We start from the raw sequence: 19630 nt of genomic DNA, 5'->3' as shown, positions 1-19630 counted from the left end.
CAGGCCGATGAAGCGATCGTGGCGTGACACGCTGCCGTGCGCCGTGCTGGCGGGCGTCGTCGTGCTGCATGCGGGCACGGCGGCCGGTGCCGATGCGCCGGCCGCCGCGGCGCCGGCTGCCGCTGCCGGTGCATCCACGTGCACCGCGAAGCGGCCCGTCGTGCTGTTCAACCGCTGGCAGGAGGACTGGTCGGTACTCGCGAATCCGTGTGTGCCGCGCAAGCCGTTCGACGCGCTGAAATACGTGCCGCTCGGCGATGACCCGTCGACCTACCTGTCGCTCGGCGCGAACCTGCGCGAGCGGTTCGAGCTGAACAACGCGCCGCTGTTCGGCCTGGGCGCCGCGCATGACGACAACTACGTGATCCAGCGTGCGAACGTGCATGCGGACCTGCGCTATCGCGGGCATCTGCAGGCGTTCGTCCAGTTCGTGGATGCGCGGCCGTTCGGCAAGAACGCGGTCGGCGCGGTCGACAAGGATCAGCTCGACATCGAGCAGGCGTTCGTCGCGTATGTCGACCAGGTGGGCGCTGGCACGTTGAAGACGCGGATCGGCAGGCAGGAGATGGCGTTCGACTTGCAGCGCTTCGTGTCGGTGCGTGACGGCCCGAACGTGCGTCAGGCATTCGATGCGCTGTGGGCCGATTATGAAATCGGCAAGTGGCGGCTGATCGGCTACGTGACGCGTCCGGTGCAGTATCGCAACGACGCGGCGTTCGACGACGTGTCGAACCGGCACCTGCGATTCGATGGCGTGCGCGTCGAGCGCAACGGCACGGGGCCCGGCGATCTGTCCGCGTACTGGTCGCGCTATACGCGCGACAACGCGCGCTATCCGGATGCAGCAGGCACGGAGCGCCGCGACGTGTTCGACATGCGCTACGCGGGCAAGGCCAACGGGCTCGACTGGGACGTCGAGGCGATGCTGCAGACCGGTCACGTCGGGCAGGACACGATCGGGGCATGGGCGTTCGGCGCGCTGGGCGGCTATACGTTCGCGAAGACGCCCGGCACGCCGCGTCTCGGTATCCAGGTCGATGGCGCGTCGGGTGACGCGCATCCGGGTGACCGCCGCGTCGGCACGTTCAACCCGATGTTTCCGAACGGCTATTACTTCACGCTCGCCGGCTATACCGGGTACAGCAACCTGATTCACGTGAAGCCGTCGCTGACGTTCAAGCCGACCAGCTCGGTGACGGTGCTCACCGCCGTCGGCTTCCTGTGGCGCCAGACGACAGCCGACGCCATTTACGGGCAGGGGATGGCGGCCGTACCGGGCACGGCCGGCAAGGGCAGTGCGTGGACCGGCATGTACGCGCAGGCGCGCGTCGACTGGCTCGTCGACGCGAACGTCGCGCTGGCGCTCGAGGCCGTGCACTTCCAGCTCGGCTCGTCGATCCGCGCGCTCGGCGCTCGCAATGCCGACTACGTCGGCATGGAGGCGAAGTTCGGCTGGTGACGCGGCCCGCGCGTCAGGACTGCCCGCGCGCGAGCGCTTCGACGAAGTCGATGAACGCGGCCACGCGCTTCGAGCCGCGCTGGTTCGGCAGGTAGAGCGCGGTGATGACCGCGCGCGCCGAGCCGGGGGTGACGTCGTAGGGTTCGAACAGCCGCTGCAGACGGCCCGCTTCGAGGTCCGCGTCGACCAGCCAGTCGGGCAGCAGTGCGATGCCGGCGCCGTCGAGTGCGGCTTCGCGCAGTACCTCGCTGTGATTCGATTTGAGCCGTCCGGCGACGATGACCTGCGTCGTCCCTTGCGGGCCCGCAAACATCCACGCCTGCTGGTCGACGCCGAAGTGAAAGCGCAGGCACGCGTGATCGACCAGTTCGCCCGGCGTCGCGGGCGTGCCGCGCATGTTCAGGTAGTCGGGGCTCGCGACCACGTAGCGCCGGAACGTGCCGAGAGGCCGGGCGACGACGTCCGCGGTCGGGGCCGCGTCGCCGAGCCGGATCGCGACGTCGATCCGGCCGGTCACGAGATCGACCCGTTCGTCGGTGAGTTGCAGGTCGATATCGAGCTTCGGATGGCGCGCGAGGAAAGCCGCGACGTGAGGGGCGATGCGGCGCAGCCCGTATGCGACCGGGACCGATACGCGCAGCGGTCCGGACGGCGCGTCGCCGCGATCGGCCACGAGCGCGTCGGCCTCGGCGAGTTCCTCGAGCACGCGCTTCGCGCGTGCGTAGTAGACGGCGCCCGCATCGGACAGCGTCACCTGGCGCGTCGTGCGGTTGAACAGCACCGTGCCGAGCGAGGCCTCGAGCGCGTCCACCGCGCGCACCACCGATGAAGCGGCGAGCTCGAGGCGCCGCCCGGCGCTCGAGAAGCCGCCGGCTTCCGCGACTTCCACGAATGCGCGCAGCGCGGAGAATTTGTCCATGGGCTCGCCCTTGTGCGTGTCGCAACGTCGTGTTGCATGCGGTTCGCATTCTAGCGCCGGGCAGGCTGGCAGCCGCGCCCGTGCGCCGGGTCTTCAGAACAATTCAGGTGTGGCTCAGGATTTTCGCGGCGGGGTCCGATAACCTGCGCGGCAACGCGTGTCGCGCGGGTCTTGCCATTCATGACCGGCCGGCGCGCATGAGCAGTCACGGAGACAACATGAAGAACTCTTTGCGGCATGCATCCGCGGCGGTCCGAGCGGGCCTGCCGCGTGGAGGCGCTCAGCGCGAGCGCGCGCGGCGCCACGCGCCGGGCGGATGGCCGATGAGCCGCGTGAAGACGCGGTTCAGATGGCTCTGGTCCGAGAAACCACAATCGACCGCGATCTCGGCGAGCGTCATGCCGGACGTCTCGATCAGGTCCCGTGCACGCATCACGCGCTGTTCGAGCAACCACTGGTGCGGCGTGCGGCCGGTGGTTCGCGAGAACGCGCGGATGAAATAGCCGCGCGACAGGTCGCACTCATTCGCCACTTCCTCGATCGACACGCCAAGGTTAGCCCTTTCCATCAGGAGCTCCTTGGCGAGCGCCACCTTTGCCGGCGACAGCACGCCCTTGCGCTCGAGGTCGCGCACCTGCGCACGGCCGTAGCGGCGCAGGAGATGCGTGCCCATTGCCAGCCCCACCTGCTCGACGAACAGCGCATTCAGCGGACCCGGCGCATCGAGGCTGTCCGCCACGGCGTGGGCGAGATGGCCGAGCACCGGATCGCGCACGTCGGGACGGCAGGTCAGGCCGCCGACCGGATGGCTGCCGTGCTCGCGGCTGACGTGCTCGAGATAGGCGTGCGGCAGTTCGACCAGCACGAAGTCGAAATTACCGTACAGGTCGGCATGGAAATGGCGCGAGAAGTCGCGGATGTAGATCGAGTGATGCTGGAACCGTCGCTCGCTCGCGCCTGCGCGTCCGTAGAGCGTGCGGCGGTGGCCGCCGTTCAGCGACACGCCGACCAGGAAGCCGCGATCGCATGCGGGCATCTCGATGTGTTCGACGTGCGCTTCGCGCATGCATTTGCGGTGGAGCTTCAGGCCGCCGGCCGCCGTCTCGATGTCCTTCGACAGCAGGCTCGCCACGCAGCCGAGTGTGTCTTTCGGCGGTGGCGCGGGCGGAGCCACCGGCGCTGCGTTGACGGAGTCTGACATGGAATTTCCCGGCGAGGGACTCAGAGCGCGAAATGACGAGTCCAGTTTAGATGGGCACGCGAATGTTCAAAATGAATTTGCACAAACGTCCGCTCGCGTCCCTGACAAATTGCTTTCGGTGCTGGCGTGCAGTTGCCGCGTATCACGGCAAATCGCATGCGTGAGCGGCCCGGGAGAATATAGCGACCTACTTTTACACGCAAGTGATCGCACCGATCAGGCGAACCGGCATGCATGAGCAGCGCATTTTCCTTCAAGATTTTCGCCGGGTGTCCGTCTACACTCGGCCCGGATTTCGAAATTTTCCGTCCGGCGCGACAGCGCGCCGGACTTGGACTTGCTGCCGGGTGAACTGCCGCGTTCACCCGGCGGTCATCCTGAGGTACCCGGAGGCGGCCATGATCCAGATCGGAACTTTGTCGGTGGATTTCGCGCAGCGGGACATTCGCCGTCACGGCGCGTCGCTGCGCATCGGTGCGCGCGCGCTCGACATTCTCGAAGTCCTGCACCGCGCGAGCGGTTCGGTCGTGTCGAAAGACGACATCATGGATGCGGTCTGGCCCGGCCTGATCGTCGAGGAAAACCGGCTTCAGGTGCATGTGGCGACGCTGCGCAAGGCACTCGGTGCGAATCGCGATCTGATCAAGACGGTGCCCGGGCGCGGCTACCTGCTGGTCACGAGCCCGTCGCCCGTGCCCGTGGCCGAAGCGCTCGACACGACCGGGGCCGACACGTTGCCCGATTCCGCCGCGTCGTCGTTGATGGCGCCGCTCGTCGGACGCGACGCCGAAATCGCGCAGATCGCCGGCATGCTGGAGCGCACGCCGGTCGTGACGCTCGTCGGCGCGGGCGGCATCGGCAAGACGAGCCTCGCCATGCGCGTCGCGCACGATGCGCGCAGCCGCACGCGCATGCGCGTGCTGTTTGTCGAGCTGGCACGCGCATCGACGCACGAAGACATGCTGAGCGCGATCGCGGCCGAACTCGGGCTCGATATGGACGGCGTACCCACCGGCGAGCGCATCGGCGACGCGTTCGCCGCGTCGCGCTGCATGCTCGTGCTCGACAACGCGGAACACATCGTCGATCTGGTCGCGAGCCTCGTCGAAACGCTGACGTCGGCCGTGAATTCGCTGCGTGTCCTGGTAACGAGCCGCGAGCCGCTGCACATCTCGGCCGAAGCGGTACTGCGTATGAGCCCGCTCGCGGTGCCGGACGATGCTGCAACCGTGGACGACATCGTCCGCTGCTCGGCCGTTGCACTGTTCCTGGAGCGCGTGCGTGCGGCCGCACCGGACTGCCCTGTCGACGAAGCCGGCGTGCGGCTGATGGCGGACATCTGCCGGCGCCTTGACGGGCTGCCGCTCGCGATCGAACTGGCCGCGGCGCGCGTGGCGACGCTCGGGCTCGCGGTCGTCGCCTCGCGTCTCGACGACCGGCTGAACCTGCTGACGGGCGGGTTGCGCTCGGGGCTGCCGCGTCACCAGACGCTGCGGGCGACGTTCGACTGGAGCTACGTGCTGCTCGATCCGGCCGCGCGTGCGCTGTTTCGCCGGATGGGGTGCTTCATCGGGCCGTATACGTTCGACGCCGCGCGCATGGTCGCCGCGGAGCCCGGCACGTCGGCCTCGGACATGATCGCGGTGCTGGGCGAACTGGTCGCGAAATCGCTGGTGACCGTCGAATTCCACGGTGCGTATGCGCGCTACCGGCTGACCGAATCGATGCGCGCGTACGCGCTGGAAAAGCTGCACAACGAGGGCGAGTTCGAACGCATCGCCGAGCGCCACGCGCAGTACGAGCGCGAGCATGCGCCGGCGCGCACGGCGGCGCCCGCAAGCGCGGCGCAGCCGGACGAGGCACCGGCGGGCACGCGTGCCGGGGCCGCCACCGAACCGGCGGCGACGGTCGAGAGCGTGCCCGAGCCTGACCTGCTGGCGCGCGCGCTGCTGGAGCCGGCACGGATGCGCGAATGCGCGGCGCGCGCGCGCCAGGTGCTCGATGCGCTCGACACGAGCGCCGCCGCCCCGGTCGACGCGGCGCTGGAGATGCGGCTGCGGGCGGCCTGCGCATCGGCGGTGTTGCACACCGATGGCGACACGCTGGCCGCCGCCGCGATGTGGGACCGCACGCTCGGCCTCGCGACGCACATCGGCGACGACGCGTTCGACGCGCGCGCGCTGGTCGGGCTGTGGAACACGATGCTGACGCAGTCGGACATTCATGAATCGCTGCGCTACGCGACCCGCTTCGAGCGCGCGGCCGAGCGACGCGGCGACCCGTCGCAGCGGCGGCTGGCGAGCGCGATGGTCGCGACGTCGCTGCATTACTTCGGCGAGCATGCGCAGGCGCGCGAGCGGCTGGAGGCCGCGACGGCCGGCCTTGCCGACGCGGGCGAACCGTCGTGCGCGCAAGCGGCGCTGGGGGTCGACGTGGCGACGCTCACGCGCACGATGCTCACGCGGCTCGTCTGGATGCAGGGCGAGCCCGAACCGGCGATGCGGATCGCCGCGCAAGCGGTCGAATGCGCGCGCCGCAGCGGGTCGCCGCTCGCGTTGTGCGTCGTGCTCGGCGCGGCGGCCGTGCCGATCGCGCTGCGCTACGGCGATCACGACATCACGTCCGACTATCTTGCGACGCTGCGCGCGACCGCCGATGCGCACGGCTTCGACATCTGGCGCAGTCACGCGGAATGCCTGACCGGCCAGTTCGACATCCAGGCCGGCCACCCGGGCGCGGGACTCGCGCGGCTCGAACCCGCGCTGCGGCGCGTCGAGGCGAGCGGGTTCCGGCGCCTGCTCGTGCCGCTGATCGTCGCGTATGCGGAGGGGCTCGTGCGCACCGGCCGCGCGGCGGAGGCGCGCACCCGGCTCGACGCGACACTTGCGCGCTGCCGTGCGCACGGCGAGCATCTGTTCGTCCCCGAACTGCTGCGCGTGCGAGGCGTCGCCATGCTGGAACACGCGCGTAACGTCACCGCGGATCTCGCGGTGGCCTGCGAGGCGGACGGGCATCGTCATTTGCAGATGGCGATCCAGACCGCGAATGCGCAGGGCGCCGCCATGTGGGCGCTGTGCAGCTCGCTGGATCTCGCCGATCACCTGATCGAGCGCGGGCGCATCGCGCAGGCGTCGACGCTGGTCGCCGGCGTCGCGCTGGATTTCGATCCGCGGTCACGCGCGCACGACGTGCGCCGCTTGCTGCGGGTCCAGAATTTCGTGCGTCAGGACGCGCCGCCCGCGCCGGGTTGGGCACACGCGCGACGCGATGCCGCCGATGCGGCGCAGCAGGTGGTATAGCGATGCGCACATCCGGTGCAGCCGCGCGGCTGCGCGATGGCGGCGTGCGTGCCGATGCGTGCGATCCGGGTGCGGTCGCGCCTTCAATGACGCGCCCGCTGACCGCGGCCGCGGCGCATGGGAGGCCTGACGGTGCTTAGCGCGACGGAACCCGCGCGCTCGGCGGACCTCGTCGTCTTCAACGGCAAGATTGCGACCCAGGACGATCGGCGGTCGTTCGTCAGCGCGCTCGCCGTGAAGGACGGGCGCATCGTCGCGACCGGCGATGATCGCGACATCCTGCGTCATGCGCACGGCGACACGACCCGTATCGACCTGAACGGCCGCACCGTGATCCCCGGCCTGGTCGACGCGCACCTGCAGGTGATTCGCGGCGGCCAGACCTTCAACCTCGAGTTGCGCTGGGACGGCGTACCGTCGCTTGCCGACGCGCTCGACCTGCTGCGCCGGCAGGTCCGGCGCACGCCGGCGCCGCAGTGGGTACGCGTGGCGGGCGACTGGACTGCGCTGCAGTTCGCGGAAAAGCGCGGCCCGACGGCGGCCGAGCTCAATGCGATCGCGCCCGATACGCCGGTGTTCATCCAGCACCTGGGTGACAGCGCGTGGCTGAACGCGGCCGCGCTGCGCGCGATCGGCTACGGGCGCGACACGCCCGATCCGCCGGGCGGCGAACTGCGGCGCGACCGCTACGGGCGGCCGACCGGCCTGCTGCTGGCGCGGCCGGACCCGGCGGTGCTGGGCGCCGCGCTCGAACACGCGCCGGCGCTGGCCGCCGACGACCGGATCAACTCGATGCGGCAGTTCATGCGCGCACTGAATCGCGTCGGCGTGACGAGCGCGATCGACGCGGGCGGCGACGGCCTCGCGTATCCGGACGACTACGCGGCGGTCATGACGCTCGCGCGACGCGGGGAATTGACGACACGCATCGCGTACGCGCTCGGCGCGCGGCAAGCCGGCCGCGAAATCGACGACTTCGCGGCATGGATTGCACTGACGGCGCCCGGCGACGGCGACGCTTTCCTGCGCGCGAACGGCGCGGGGGAGCGGCTGCTGTTCGCCGCGGTCGACCTCGGCAATTTCTTCGAACCGCGCACCGAGCTGCCCGCGTCGGTCGAAGCGGACCTGACGGCCGTCGTCCGGCTGCTCGTGCGCCACCGCTGGCCGTTTCGGCTGCATGCGACCTACGACGAATCGATCGGCCGCTTCCTCGACGTGTTCGAAGCGGTGAATCGCGAGATTCCGTTCGACGGATTGCGCTGGTGCTTCGATCGCTGTGAAACGATGTCGGACGCCAATATCGCCCGCATCGCGGCGCTGAGCGGCGGCGTGATCGTGCAACCGCGCATGGCGTTCCAGGGCGAAGCCTTCATCGCGCGCCATGGTGCCGCCGCGGCCACCCGTGCGCCGCCGATTCGCGCGATGCTCGCGGCCGGGTTGCCGGTCGGCATCGGCTCCGGTGCGACCGGGGCGGCGAGCTACAACCCGTTCGTCGCGCTGTACTGGATGGTGTCGGGGCGATCCGTCGGTGGCACCGTGCTGTATCCGGCGCGTACCCGGCTCGGCCGGATGGAGGCGCTGCGCCGCCATACGGTCGGCAGCGCGTGGTTCTCCGCCGACGAGCACGGCAAGGGCGCGCTCGTGCCTGGCCGGTACGCCGATTTCGCGGTGCTGAGCGACGACTATTTCACGATCGACGCACCGCGCATTCCACAACTGTCGTCGGTGCTGACGGTCGTCGACGGCAAGGTCGTGCACGCGGAAGCGGAATTCTCGCCGCTTGCGCCACCGCCGCCGCCCGTGAGCCCCGGGTGGTCGCCGGTCGCCGAAGGCGGCACCGATGACGTGACCGGTACCGACGCGCGCGGTCATCCGCGCGCATCGACGGCGGGTGACGCGTGCGCGGAACCCGGCATCGATGCGTGTCGCGCGCGTGGCCACGGACGCCGCTTCGCGCGGCCGCGCTATCCGAGCGCGAGCGCGAGCGCCGCCGCCGATCGCTGCGAGGCGTTCGGCTGGCGCTGCGTCGCTTTCTAGCCGGCGCGTGCCGATGCGCGGTTCCCGGTGATCGGGGCCGCGCATCGCATTGAACGATTTTCCGCCCCCGTGCGCGGGGCACGAAGGAGACAGGATGAATGTTGCGCACAGGCCCGCACTCGCAACCGGCGAGGAAATCGCCGGCGTTCGCATTCCGCGCACGCCGCTTGCGATCGAGGCGGCCGATGCGGCGCGTGCGTCGTTGCCTGCCGCGCTCGCCGAGCATGCGGCCCGCGTGTTCGTGTTCGCGTCGCTTGCCGCGCGGCGCGCGGATGATACATGCGATGCCGACGCGCTGTACGTCGCCGCGATGTACGCGAACATGGGGTTGAGCACCGCGTATTGCCGTTCCACCGAACGCTACGAACTCGACAGCGCGGATGCCGCGCATGCGCTGCTGCTGCGGCATCGCCGGTCGCGTCGCATGCGCGACGACGTGTGGTGCGCGATCGCGCTGCATACGACCCCCGGCGTGGCCACCCGTGTATCGCCGCTCGCGCGCGCACTGGCATCGGCCGTGTCGACGGACCTGATGGGGACCGGCTTCGACACCTATACCGCCGACGAGCGCGCGGCGCTGTTTGCGGCTTACCCGCGCGGCAGCGGCTTTCGCGAAGCGTTTCTCGACACGGTCGCACGCGGCGTCGAACATCGGCCGCTGTCGACGTTCGGCACGTGGAGCGCAGACGTGCTCGAACGTGCCGACCCGGATTTTCATCGGCCGAATTTCTGCGGGCGTGTGCTGGGCGCGCGGTGGAACGACGCGTGACGGTGCCGGTCCGGCTGCGCGGCAGAACGCCGGGCGGCCGGCCGCACGCGACACGGCCCCGGCAGCCCGCGCATCGCACGTTGCGTGCGTGCTTACGGGTTCGACGCCACCGCATCGTGCCGCGCATAGTCGACGTAACCCGCGCGGTCGCCGCCATACCAGCCGACGGACTTCGGCTGCGCCAGCGGTGCGTGCGCCGTGATGCGCTCCACGAGATCCGGGTTGGCGATATAGGCGCGTGCAAAGGCGACGAGATCGGCGTCGCCCGCGTCGATCAGCGCGTTCGCCGTGTCCGGCGCAATGCCGCCGTTGACGATCAGCGTGCCGCCGAACGACCGGCGCGCGTGCTCGACGATGCGCGGCAGGTCGGGTTCGCCGCTCCAGCCGTTGGTGTCGGCCGCGTGCAGATAGGCGACGCCGGCTTCGTCGAGCATCCGGCCGACGTAGGCATAGGTCGTGTCGGGATCGGCATCGCGCACGTTGTTGTACTTCGCGTACGGCGAGATGCGCACGCCGACGCGGCTCAACGGCATCACGCCGCCGACCGCGTCGACGATTTCCTCGAGAAAGCGCGCGCGGTTCGCGACCGAGCCGCCGTAGCGATCGTCGCGGCGGTTCAGCGTCGACGACAGGAACTGGTGCGGCAGGTAGCCGTTGGCCGCATGGATCTCGACGCCGTCGAAGCCCGCGGCCATCGCGCGCGCGGCCGCGCGCCGGAATGCGTCGACGGTCGCGACCACTTCGTCGGTCGTCATCGCCCGCGACGGAGTCGCGTGGATCTTCGTGTAATAGCCGTTCTGCAACTGCGCCCATACCTGCAGCTGTTCGAGGTCGTCGTTCACGCCGGACGGCGACAGCGGGGCGGCGCCGCCGAGCAGCGTCAGCGAGCTGACCCGCCCGCCGTGCCACAGCTGCGCGAAGATGCGCCCGCCGTTCGCATGGACGGCGCCGGTTACTTGCCGCCAGCCGGCGACCTGCGCTTCGTCGACGAGCCCCGGTGTCAGTTCGAATGCGGCGGAGGCCGCGCTGACGTTGGTCGCTTCGGTCACGATCAGCCCAGCTGACGCGCGTTGCGCGTAGTACTCGGCCATCAGTTCGGTCGGCAGGCCGTGCGACGGCGCGCGCGAACGCGTCATCGGGCCCATCACGACACGGTTGGGAAGCGCGAGGCCGCGCAGATCATAGGCACTGAGCAGGGAAGACATGGTGGACTCCTCTCTTTTGACGTGGGGCGGGGCGGCGGCGCGCCCCGCGTTCGGGTCGGGTTGACGTGCGGTGGATCAGCGTTGGGCGTGACGTTGCGCGTGCGGCCGCCCGATCACGAGGTAGTGCGCGAGCGCGATGACCGGGAAGACACCGGCCACGGCGGCGACGAGCGGCCAGCCGCCATGCTCGTACAGCGGGCTCGCGAGCGCGGAGCCGATGGCGCCGCCAACGAAGATGCTCGTCATGTACAGCGCGTTCAGGCGATTGCGGCTCGCCGCGTGCAGCGCGTAGATCTCGCGCTGGCCGAGCACCATGTTCATCTGCACCGCGAAGTCGAGCACGATGCCGGTGATGACGAGTCCGTACAGGCCGGTGCCGTGCACGAACCCGATCGCATACGACAGCGCGCCGGCGACGAGCGCGATCAGCGTCGCGCGCACCGTATGACCGGCGTCCGCGAGCCGGCCGGCCACCGGCGCCGACGTCGCGCCGATCGCACCGACCAGCGCGAACAGGCCGATCTCCGTTTGCGACAGACCGTAGTGGCGCGTCAGCTCGATCGGCACGGCCGTCCAGAACAGGCTGAACGACGCGAACATCAGGCCCTGGTAGAACGCGCGGTGGCGCAATACCGGCATCGTGCGGACCAGATGCAGCAGCGAGCCGATCAGCTCGAAATAGGTCGCGCGATGGTCGGGCTGGCGCGACGGAATCGTCAGCGCGAGCACGGCCGTGACGAGCGTCATCAGCACGGCGGCCGCCGCGAACACGAAGCGCCACCCGAACGCGTCGGCGACGACGCTCGACAGCGGCCGCGCCAGCAGGATACCGAGCAGCAGCCCGCTCATGATCGTGCCGACGACGCGGCCGCGAGAATGGTCGGGCGCGAGGTGCGCGGCGAGCGGCACCAGGATCTGAACGGCCACCGAACTGAAGCCGATCAGCAGCGAAATCGCGAGGAACAGCCCGGGGGTGTGGACGAACGCCGCCGCCGCCAGGCTGGCGATCGACACGACGGCCGTCACGATCATCAGCCTGCGATTTTCGAGCAGGTCGCCGAGCGGCACGATGAAGAACAGGCCGAGCGCGTAGCCGATCTGCGTCAGCGACACGATCAGGCTCGCGGTGTCGCCGGACATGTGCAGGCCCGGCGCGATGAGTTCGGTGATCGGCTGCGCGTAATACAGGTTCGCGACGATCGCGCCACAGCTGAAGGCGAACAGCAGGATCAGGCCCTGCGTGAGTTTGGCGCCGTGCGCGGGCGACGCGAGCGACGTGGATTCGGTTGACATGGTCGACTCCTGGAGATGAGAGAACGGCGGGCACCATGCCGGCAAGGCGCTTCGACCGGGCGCGGTACGGTGCACCGCATTGACGTCAATGCTATTGATCGGTCGATAAAACCGGAATCGGGCCGGCGCGCAATCGAGCGTTGCGCGGCACGCAAAGGTGCCGCGCCGTGCGGGGTCAGCCGCGCTTGCCCTGCAGCGTCGGAATCTGCTCGAACAGGCCCTCGAGCCAGTCGACGAACACCTTGAGCTTCACGGGTGGGTGACGATTGGGCGGATACAGCACCGAGATCGGCCGGGCGGGCGCGTTGAAACCGGTCAGCACTTCGCGCAGCCGGCCGGACTTCAGGTAAGGCTCGACCAGGTACAGCGACGTCTTGATCAGCCCGATGCCGGCAACGCCGCACTCGATGTAGTTGTCCGCATCGTTGACGGCAACCGTGCCGCATAGCTGCAGGACGCGCGGCTTGCCGTCGACGACGTAGTCCCACGCGCGCGGCCGGCCGGTATCGGCGGAGATGTGGCTGACCGCGACGTGCTGCGCGAGATCGTCGACGGTCTCCGGCTCGCCGAAGCGGGCGAGATAGGCGGGCGACGCGCACGTGCAGGTGGTCAGGCTGCCGATCCGCTTCGCGATCATCCCCGAGTCGTCGAGCGCGCCGATGCGCACCACGCAGTCGAGCCCTTCGCCGACGAGGTCGATCTGCCGGTCGGTCACGCCGAGTTCGATCATGATGCCCGGATGCGCGTCGAGAAACGCCGGCAGCGCGGGCACCACGACCTGCTTGGCCATGGCCGGCGGCAGGTTCACCCTCAGCCGGCCGCGCGGCACGTTGCGCGCCTGCGAGACCGACGCTTCCATATCGTCGATCTCGCGCAGCACCGCGACGGAGCGTTCGTAGTACGCCTGCCCGTCCTCGGTCAGCGAGATCCGGCGCGTGGTGCGGTTCAGGAGCCGGCAGCCGAGGTGTTGTTCGAGGGCGCTGAGCAGCGCGGACACGCGCGGCGTCGTGAGGCCGCTCGTGTCCGACGCGCGCGTGAAGCTGCCGGTTTCGACGATGCGCGTAAACACGCGCATCGAAAGCAAGGTATCCATCGTCGGAAGTTCTCCAGCCTGTCGGCTTGCCGCGCCGGTGCGTGCCGGCGCTGTCGTTGTGAGTGTCGGGTATCGATCGGCGCGCTATGCGTCGATGCGCTTTCTGAGTGCGTCGCCGGCAAACGGCATCTCGCGCATGCGCTGGCCGGTCGCATCGAAGATCGCGTTGGCCAGCGCGCCCGCGGTCGGCCCCATCGACGCCTCCGCTGCGCCGAGAAACGGCGCGCCGGGGCGATTGACGAGATGCACCTTCACGTTCTGCGGGGCGGCTGAGAAGCGCAGGATCGGATAGCTGCTCCAGTCGAAGCTGCGGATGCGCTCGGTGTCGTATTTCAGCGCCTCGTACAGCGTCCAGCTCGCGGCCTGCACGATGCCGCCCTCGATCTGGTTGCGGATGCCGTCCGGCGACACGATCTGGCCCGCATCGACGGCGACTTCCGCGTGCTCGAGCGTCACCTGGCCGGTTTCCGGGACGACCGACACCTCGACCGCGATCGCGACGTAGGCCATCAGGTTCTTGTACTTGCCGAACGCGAAGCCGACGCCGCGGTTGCGCGCCCGCGGCGGCCGCGGCCAGCCGAAGTGAGCCGCAGCGAGCTTGATGACCTGGCGCGCGCGATGGTCGTCCATGTGGCGCAGCCGGAATTCGACCGGATCGACGCCGGCCGCGTGCGCGAGCTCGTCCATGAAGCTTTCGATCGCCCAGATGTTGGTGTGCGCGCCGAGCGAGCGCATCGCGGAGGTCTGCAGCGGCATCGTCGGCGAGAAGTTGTTGACGATGTGCTGGTTCGGCAGCGTGTACAGCGGAATCGCGTTGCGATCGGCGCCGCCTTCGGGTTGCAGCATCGGCGTGGACGGCGCGGGGACGAACGGCGGCTCCAGCATGCGCGCGGGCAGCAGCCGGCCGGCGTTGACGATCCGCTCGTTGTGCGAGCTGCTCCACAGCGCGTAGTGCCAGTCGACGATGCGGCCCCCCGCATCGAGCGATGCGCTGACCTCGGTGACCATCGCGGGCGTGAAGTGATCCCACGTGTGTTCCTGTTCGCGCATCCATTGGACGCGGATCGGCTTGCCCGGCATCGCGGCGGCGATCAGTGCGGCGTGCGCGGCCGCGTCGTCCGCGGCGTTGTGCCCGTAGCAGCCCGACCCCTCGGTATGAATGCAGCGGATGCTCGCCTTCGGCATCGACAGCATCTCCGCGAGCGCGTCGCGCAGCGGGTAGACACCCTGCGAATGGGTCCACACGGTCATCGACCCGTTCTCGAGATGCGCGACCGAACACGACGGCCCGATCGACCCGTGCAGCAGGTAGTTCTTCAGGAACGTCGCGCTCAGCGTCTTCGTGGCCGGCGCGGTGGCCGCATGCGTGTTGGCGATCTCGATGCGCTGCGTCGAGATCCGCTTCAGATCCGCGTGGACCGTGTTGCGATCCGGCAGCGCACGGCCGGGCGACCAGCGGCAGCCGGCGGCGAGCGCACGCTGCGCGACCACCGCCTGCCACTCGCCCTGGGCGACCACCGCGAGCATGCTGCCGTTGCGCACGATCCGCACGACGCCGGGCAACTTCAGGATCGCGGCTTCGTCGAACGACAACAGCTTCGCGTCGTACACCGGCGGCATCACGACGCGCGCATGCAGCATGCCGGGCAACTGCATGTCCTGCACGTAGCTGACGCCGCCGGTGACCTTGTTCGGGATGTCGACGCGCGGCAGCGAGGTGCCGATGACCGCGAACGTGGCCGGATTCTTCAGTGGCGACGTGGGCGTCGCATTGCGGTGGAGATCGACGGTGCGGATCGCGTCGCCGTAGGTCATCGTGCGACCGTCGGGCGCCTTGATCACCGCGTCGGCGGTGGTCAGCATGCGCGGCTCGACGCCGAAGCGCTTCGCCGCGCCGTCCACCAGCAGCGCACGCACCTGCGCGGCCGCGTTCAGCAGCGCCGAGCCGCTGTCCGCCATCGTGTGGCTGCCGGCGGTCAAGCCCTCGTCCGGTGACGCGCCGGTGTCGGCGGTCCGGAACGTGATCAGCGACGGCTTCATGTCGAGTTCCTCGGCGGCGACCTGGAGCAGCGCGGTGCGCACGCCGGTGCCGAGCTCGACCTTGCCGGTAAACACGGTGACCTTGCCGTCGGGCGCGATCTTGATCCACGCATCGAGCAGCGGCGTGGTCTTCAGGCTGCCCGCGAGCGCCTGCGTGGCCTTCGCCACATGGACGGCCGCGCCTTCGTCGGCGATCACCATCTGCGCGGCGGCACGCGCCGTGGGTGCGAGGCTGAACGCGACGAACAGCGCACCGGAGACGATGAAGTGCCGGCGGCCTTCGTCGATATCGTCGTGGGAATTCATCACAGTGCCTTGCTGATCGTAACGGGGGCGGAAGCGGGTTCCGGGGCCGGCAGTCCGGCGACCGAGCGCACGGCCGCGAGGATGCGCATGTGCGTGCCGCAGCGGCACAGGTTCGGTTCCATGTGCGTGCGCAGTTCCTGTTCGCTCGGTTTCGGATTGCGTTCGAGCAGCGACTGCGCGCGCATGATCATTCCGGCGATGCAGTACCCGCATTGCGCGGCCTGATGCTCGATGAATGCGCGTTGCAGCGGGCCGGGATGCGCGTCGGTGCCGAGGCTCTCGATGGTGCGCACGCTGCGCGATCCGATCGCCGAGACCGGAATCAGGCACGAGAACGCCGGCTTGCCGTCGACGATTACGGTGCATGCGCCGCATTGCCCGAGGCCGCAGCCGAATTTCGCGCCGTGCAGGTGCAGGTCGTTGCGCAACGCGTACAGGAGCGGCGTGGATGGATCGATGTCCAGCGTGTGCCGCACGCCGTTGACGGTGAGGGTAATCATCGTGCGGTGTCCTCTTTTCTGAGCTTGGCGGCCATGGCGCCGGTATCCGTCCACGCGGGGCGATCGGTATAGGTCGCGCGGATGTAGGCGGCGAGATCGGCGATCTGCGCGTCGTCGTACGGGTCGATGAACGATGGCATGTAGTTCAGCGTGTCCTCGCCGTGCCAGCCGATTCCGTTGAACATCATCTGGATCGCGTTGCGTGGCGTGTCCGCGTTGACCGCCGTGCTGAACGCGAGCGTCGGACGCTCGCCGATCGACTGCATCGGCGCGGCCGGCCCGTGGCACTGCGCGCACGACGCCTGGAACAGCACCGCGCCGCGCTGCGCAGCCGGCGACGTCGCCGCGCGGTCGGCAGGGGCTGCGAGTGGGCGGGCATTCGCCGGCTTCTGGATCGACAGCAGGTAGGCGGCAATCGCTTCGACGTCCTCGGCCGGCACCGTCGCGAGATCGCGCGTGACGGGCAGCATTGGTCCGGCTGCCGCGCCGTGCTCGCTGGCACGACCGGTGCGCAGGTATGTGACGAGCTGCGCCTGCGTCCACGGCCGCGCGGCATGGCCGAGTGCATTGAGCGGCGGCGCTTCCCAACCGTCGACGATGCCACCGTCGAACGCGCGGCCGCCCTGTTCGCCGCCGATCGCGTTCAGCGGCGAATGGCACGACGCGCAATGGCCGAGCCCGTCGACGAGCATCCTGCCGCGGTTCCATTGCGCGGATTGCGCGGGGTCGGCCTGATAGGCGCCTTCACGCAGGAACAGCACGTTCCAGAACGCGACCAGCGGCCGGAAGTTCAGCGGAAACATCAGGTCGTTGGCCGGCGCCGTCGCGTGAACCGGCTCGCGGGTCATCAGGTACGCATACGCGGCGCCAATGTCGTCGTCCGACATCCGCGTGAAATGAATGTACGGAAACGCCGGGTAAAGCGGCTGGCCGTTGCGCCCGATGCCGGTGCGCAGTGCACGGGCGAACGCGTCGCGCGACCAGCGGCCGATGCCGGTGTCGGGATCCGGCGTGATGTTGGTCGCGTAGATCGTGCCGAACGGGGTCGCGAGCGGCAGGCCGCCCGCGAACGGCTTGCCGTCTTTCGCGGTGTGGCACACGATGCAGTCGCCGAGCGCGACCACCCGTGCGCCGGCGCGCACCAGTTGCGGATCGAATGAAGCGGGGGCGGGTGGATCGATCGGTGCGATCGACGGCCTGACCATGATGGCGATCGCGGCCGCGATGCCCGCGATCGCGATGCCGGCCGCGCCGAGCCAGAGTCGTGAGTGCTTCATGTACGCTCCACGCGACGCGGTGCGTCGCAGGTCATGCGATGCGCGGCACCACCGGATGAGGCGGGTCGGCAGTGCAGGGTCATTAGATGCGTCCGCAACCATCGTGCAACGCGGCGGTGATTGGCGACAGGGGTCATGGGGTCACTCCAGCAGTCGATAAGGAGCGCAGGCGCTGTCCTGCGCGGTAGCTCGTGAAGGCAGTCTACGCAGAGGCACGGAGCATTTCCTGAAGCGGCGCTGAATCGTTCTGAACAGTGTCCGGCCGCGGATCGGAGCGGGGGTGGATGACGGGCGGCAGCGCCACGGCCGCCCCCGTTCAACGCGTTACGACGGCATTTCGCCGGCGATGACTTCGTCCGCGTAGCACCAGATCCAGCGCTCGCCGGGCTCGATCGAGCGGACGAGCCGGTGGCCGGTTTCGCGGAAGTGCCGGCTCGCGTGGCGATTCGGCGACGAGTCGCAGCAGCCGACGTGACCGCAGGCCAGGCACATCCGCAAATGCACCCAGCGGCTGCCGGACGCGATGCAGGCCTCGCAATAGCCCTTGTCGGTGTCCAACACGCGTGCTTCGTCGAGATGCGTACAGGCGAGGGTCATCTTGTGCTCCGGTACCGGCGCGGGGGTAACGCTTGCGGCGCGGCCGGCGCGATGCGGCAAGCGGGACGGATACGCCGCATTGTGCGCCGGCGCATCGAGGCCGCCCCTTAATTGTTATGAAGCGGGCGCGTGGCGCGCGTGCGGCGCGTACAGTCGCGAATGCGGCCGGCTGTACGCCAACGGTCTGGCCGCATCCGGCATCGACATCATCGGGAGGCGCTCATGGATCAGTCGCAACACGTGCGGATCGTCGGCCTGGCACGCAGCAAGGACGCTTACGCGATCCGCGATTTCCTGCAGCGGCGCATGGTCTCGTACGACTGGTGCGAGTTGACGTCCAACGACGATTGCGCGCGCGAGCTGGGCATCGCGCCGCTGAGCGACATCCGGCTGCCGGTCGTGATCTTTCCGGACGGCGCGCGGCTTTACCAGCCGACCCTGGCCGAGATCGCCGCGCGGCTGGGCTGGGTCGCACGGCCGCGCTTCGTCGAATACGACGTGTCGATCTACGGCGCGGGGCCGGCCGGGTTGTCGGCGGCGGTCTACGCGGCGTCCGAAGGGCTGCGCGCGGTCGTGATCGAGCGCGGCGCGGTGGGCGGGCAGGCCGGCACGAGTTCGCTGATCGAGAACTACATGGGGTTCCCCGACGGCATTCCGGGTGCGGATCTCGCGGAGCGTGCGCGCGAGCAGGCGGTCAAGTTCGGGGTCGAACTGCTGACGATGCGCGAGGGGGTGCACGCGACGTTCGTCGACGGCAAGATCCGCGTCGAACTCGCCGACGGATCGATCCTGGTCGCGCGCTCGAACATCTGCGCGACCGGCATCGAATATCGCAGTCTCGGCTTGCCCGAGGAGCCGGCGTTCCTGAATGCCGGGCTGTTCTACGGCGCCGGGTCGAGCGAAGCGCCGATGTGCGCGGGCGAGCAGGTCTTCATCGTCGGTGGCGGCAATTCGGCGGGGCAGGCCGCGATGAACTTCTCGCGGCATGCGCGCAAGGTGACGATGCTCGTGCGCGGCGCGTCGCTCGCCGACACGCTGTCGCGCTACCTGATCGACCGGATCGAGCGTACGCCGAACATCGAGGTCCGCTACCGGTCGAGCGTGGCCGCGCTGCAAGGCGACGGCTGGCTCGACGCGATCGAGATTCGCTCGGAAGACGGCACGCGCGAACGGCTGCCGGCCACGCGCCTGTTCGTCTGCATCGGCGGCGCGCCGAATACCGACTGGGCGCGGGATACCGACATCATCCGCAATCCGGGCGGCTATCTCGTCACCGGAAGCGATCTGTACGACTGTCCGGCGTTCGAGCGCGTGTGGCCGCTCGAGCGCCGGCCCTACTACCTCGAGACCAGCGTGCCGGGATCGTTTGCGGCCGGCGACGTGCGGTCGGGGTCGGTCAAGCGCGTCGCGTCGGCGGTCGGCGAGGGGGCGATGGCCGTGACTTTCGTGCACCGGTTTCTCGGCGAGGACGTGAATCGGCTCGCCGGCGCGTGATGCGGGGTGTCGCGACACCCGAAGGGCGTGGCAAAATCGCGCCTCCCGGTCGCCACGACCGGCTCGTCGGGTCTGATCGCGCAGCGGTCGTGTCGGACCTCGTGTCGGACACACCCGGTCGAGCGTGATCAGAGGCCGTTA

14 protein-coding genes are annotated in these 19630 nt (G+C 69.4%); 5 read left to right on the top strand and 9 right to left on the bottom strand.

From position 1 onward, the window contains the following. Positions 1 to 7: 7 nt before the first annotated feature. On the top strand, positions 8 to 1459 hold the full coding sequence (locus OHZ10_RS36470; protein ID WP_342706120.1) for an alginate export family protein: 1452 nt from the start codon (positions 8 to 10) through the stop codon (positions 1457 to 1459). 13 nt (positions 1460 to 1472) lie between these two features. On the opposite strand, the gene OHZ10_RS36465 is transcribed toward OHZ10_RS36470, so the two are convergent. Further along, positions 1473 to 2378: a LysR family transcriptional regulator gene (locus OHZ10_RS36465; RefSeq protein WP_342706119.1), complete on the bottom strand. Its 906-nt coding sequence runs from the start codon at positions 2376 to 2378 to the stop codon at positions 1473 to 1475. A gap of 280 nt (positions 2379 to 2658) precedes the next feature. Beyond that, positions 2659 to 3579 (bottom strand): helix-turn-helix domain-containing protein, encoded by a 921-nt coding sequence (locus tag OHZ10_RS36460; protein WP_340626250.1) that lies wholly within the window; start codon positions 3577 to 3579, stop codon positions 2659 to 2661. A 398-nt stretch (positions 3580 to 3977) separates the two neighbouring features. Here OHZ10_RS36460 and OHZ10_RS36455 point away from each other — a divergent pair, with 398 nt between their 5' ends. The 3 genes from OHZ10_RS36455 to OHZ10_RS36445 all read left to right on the top strand — a co-directional run bounded on the left by OHZ10_RS36455 (position 3978) and on the right by OHZ10_RS36445 (position 9684). Then, positions 3978 to 6878: an ATP-binding protein gene (locus tag OHZ10_RS36455; protein WP_342706118.1), complete on the top strand. Its 2901-nt coding sequence runs from the start codon at positions 3978 to 3980 to the stop codon at positions 6876 to 6878. A 132-nt stretch (positions 6879 to 7010) separates the two neighbouring features. Then, positions 7011 to 8915: an amidohydrolase gene (locus OHZ10_RS36450; protein WP_342706117.1), complete on the top strand. Its 1905-nt coding sequence runs from the start codon at positions 7011 to 7013 to the stop codon at positions 8913 to 8915. Positions 8916 to 9009: 94 nt separating this feature from the next. Further along, positions 9010 to 9684, top strand: coding sequence for a phosphohydrolase (locus OHZ10_RS36445; RefSeq protein ID WP_342706116.1), 675 nt, complete (start codon positions 9010 to 9012; stop codon positions 9682 to 9684). 92 nt (positions 9685 to 9776) lie between these two features. Here OHZ10_RS36445 and OHZ10_RS36440 read toward each other — a convergent pair whose 3' ends face one another. From OHZ10_RS36440 to OHZ10_RS36410, 7 genes are all read right to left on the bottom strand, one after another. Next, positions 9777 to 10889, bottom strand: coding sequence for an alkene reductase (locus tag OHZ10_RS36440; RefSeq protein WP_342706115.1), 1113 nt, complete (start codon positions 10887 to 10889; stop codon positions 9777 to 9779). A gap of 75 nt (positions 10890 to 10964) precedes the next feature. After that, a complete protein-coding gene (locus OHZ10_RS36435; RefSeq protein WP_340626209.1) occupies positions 10965 to 12182 on the bottom strand; it encodes an MFS transporter in 1218 nt (405 codons plus the stop codon). 175 nt (positions 12183 to 12357) lie between these two features. Beyond that, on the bottom strand, positions 12358 to 13275 hold the full coding sequence (locus OHZ10_RS36430) for a LysR family transcriptional regulator (RefSeq protein ID WP_340626208.1): 918 nt from the start codon (positions 13273 to 13275) through the stop codon (positions 12358 to 12360). Positions 13276 to 13359: 84 nt separating this feature from the next. Then, positions 13360 to 15621, bottom strand: coding sequence for a xanthine dehydrogenase family protein molybdopterin-binding subunit (locus OHZ10_RS36425; protein ID WP_340626207.1), 2262 nt, complete (start codon positions 15619 to 15621; stop codon positions 13360 to 13362). Further along, on the bottom strand, positions 15621 to 16121 hold the full coding sequence (locus OHZ10_RS36420) for a (2Fe-2S)-binding protein (RefSeq protein WP_340626206.1): 501 nt from the start codon (positions 16119 to 16121) through the stop codon (positions 15621 to 15623). The genes OHZ10_RS36425 and OHZ10_RS36420 overlap by 1 nt, the downstream gene beginning before the upstream one ends. Continuing rightward, positions 16118 to 17398 carry a c-type cytochrome gene (locus tag OHZ10_RS36415; RefSeq protein ID WP_340626205.1) on the bottom strand — a complete coding sequence of 427 codons (1281 nt, stop codon included), beginning with the start codon at positions 17396 to 17398 and terminating at the stop codon, positions 16118 to 16120. Before OHZ10_RS36415 ends, OHZ10_RS36420 begins: the two co-directional genes overlap by 4 nt. A 324-nt stretch (positions 17399 to 17722) precedes the next feature. Continuing rightward, complete coding sequence (locus tag OHZ10_RS36410) at positions 17723 to 17995, bottom strand: UBP-type zinc finger domain-containing protein (RefSeq protein WP_340626204.1); 273 nt, start codon at positions 17993 to 17995, stop codon at positions 17723 to 17725. A 222-nt stretch (positions 17996 to 18217) separates the two neighbouring features. Here OHZ10_RS36410 and OHZ10_RS36405 point away from each other — a divergent pair, with 222 nt between their 5' ends. Next, positions 18218 to 19489: an NAD(P)/FAD-dependent oxidoreductase gene (locus OHZ10_RS36405; RefSeq protein ID WP_342706114.1), complete on the top strand. Its 1272-nt coding sequence runs from the start codon at positions 18218 to 18220 to the stop codon at positions 19487 to 19489. The last annotated feature ends 141 nt before the right edge of the window (positions 19490 to 19630 follow it).

The organism is Burkholderia arboris, assembly GCF_038723655.1.
Classification (GTDB): domain Bacteria; phylum Pseudomonadota; class Gammaproteobacteria; order Burkholderiales; family Burkholderiaceae; genus Burkholderia; species Burkholderia arboris.
The sequence above is the reverse complement of the archived record's forward strand: the minus strand, read 5'-3'. Positions and strand labels throughout refer to the sequence as shown.